Raw genomic sequence first — 1,680 nt, forward strand, 5'->3', positions numbered from 1 at the left:
CTACGACTGACCAATTAACATACAGTATTTATTTTCTGCCGCTTCAAGGTACTCTTGTGGGTTGCGCCGGAAACGGCGGCGTTTCGTTGTTTCTTCCAACCTGCAAGACCACCTGATCCGTTCTTCCCTGAACGTCTTATAGCTTACGCTTTGAAGACGTTTAAGGAGGTCCTTCTGACGAAGGGCATCATCAACGAACACGACAAACTCGCCGGAACGAATGATGTATTCATTCCAGCTTCGCAGTCCCGTCATTCGTCGATGACGTGTTTTAGTCTTCCTGAAAAAACGTTCATGGTCGTTGTTTGTACGAGGAACGTGTGGATGATCATAGCAAGTAAAGAGCCCTTTCCAAAAGCCTTTTGTATAGCTCTTGAAATTCTTAACCATAGGTTGATCCAATTCTTTGGTGTACGTTTGCTCGATCCAGTTCAAGAGATACGTCATTTGTAGTTGTACGGACTCAGTGGATTGGTCAAGCGCTGGATTCAAGATATTTGCTACGTGAAGCAAAGGCTGTGACCAGCGCTTTACTTCCTCGTAAAGCTCGCGGAACTCATTCAGTTTGTTGAATATTCTGAATACGTTTTGGAGTAGAGAGGGCCCCTTTTTTATCCAAGCATTTTTGAAGGGATGCCTGAATGACTTCTGCCGTTTCGTAAATCCGAACGCCTGGTAAATCTAACGGTGGGTTACCGTCTTCGAGCAGTACAGAACGGACGGCTGCCAAATAATCCTTTACGACCTCGGATTCTTCGAGAGTACTCCTATCCAATTTCCTTTCGATCTCCCGAATGCCTCGTAGACTTTTTTTAATCCCGGTCTTGAGTTTTCGGTCCAGATCAACAATGGGCTTAGCGATGTCCTTTAAGTAGTGATACTGGCAGTACTGATACGGGACGTCGGGAAGCAGCGACTCCATGGCCAGACGGATGGATTGTTGGCCGTCTGTAACGATTCCAATAATGGGGAAGCCGAAACCGATGACTGGTTGAATGAGATCTTTGAGTTCTTCCGTTGAACTGCTTTTTACACTCTTTGCGACCAGAGTGCTTCCGCTAAACACTTCTCTGACAACATACAGTGTCTCGTTCCCCTTCTCGGGTTGAACACCGTCCATGGAGATCATGATTCCGCCATGCTTTTCAACAACGTGCTTGAGTTCTTCTTTCACGTAATCGGTGACGCTAGAACGAAGCAACGTTAAATAGCGCTCATACAATCGTTGAGAGTTCCGCTCAGATGTGGCGACACCGCGGTCAGTAAGTTCTTCGGTAATCTCTGCAATGGTCATATGATGCTTGAAACGAAGTTGACCAACGAGAGCGAGAACGTCAAAGCCGTAAGATGTATGCTTCATAGCAAGTGAATCCGCTTCTGCAGATTTGTAATGTGTGTCCTGATATATACAACTCGCATTGGAACAAGCGTAAGCCATGCTCCAAGCTTGAATAACTCCATGGAGAGTAGAAATGTTCTTTTTCCATGCTGTATGACTTCTCTTCAGCTTAGCGCCGCAATGGAGGCAATGCTCAAATTCTGGTTTAAAGTATATTTTTTCTTTTGGCACAATTCGATTTTTCGGTAGTGGCATTAAGAAAGCAACCTCCATTAAAGTGGATAGTTAACACTTCGACAGAGGCTTATGGAAATCCTTGTTAGTTAATTGGTCCGTCGTAG

Annotated in this window: 2 protein-coding genes; both read right to left on the reverse strand. The window is 45.1% G+C overall.

Annotated elements, in window-relative coordinates; all coding sequences use genetic code 11:
- The gene (locus A7K91_RS27405; RefSeq protein ID WP_068678419.1) at positions 1 to 513 is read right to left on the reverse strand and encodes an IS66 family transposase; all 513 of its coding nucleotides are present in this window, start codon (positions 511 to 513) and stop codon (positions 1 to 3) included.
- Positions 514 to 556: 43 nt separating this feature from the next.
- On the reverse strand, positions 557 to 1,594 hold the full coding sequence (locus tag A7K91_RS00080) for a transposase (RefSeq protein WP_082967144.1): 1,038 nt from the start codon (positions 1,592 to 1,594) through the stop codon (positions 557 to 559).
- Positions 1,595 to 1,680: the final 86 nt, after the last annotated feature.

The organism is Paenibacillus oryzae (assembly GCF_001675045.1).
Lineage (GTDB): Bacteria > Bacillota > Bacilli > Paenibacillales > Paenibacillaceae > Pristimantibacillus > Pristimantibacillus oryzae.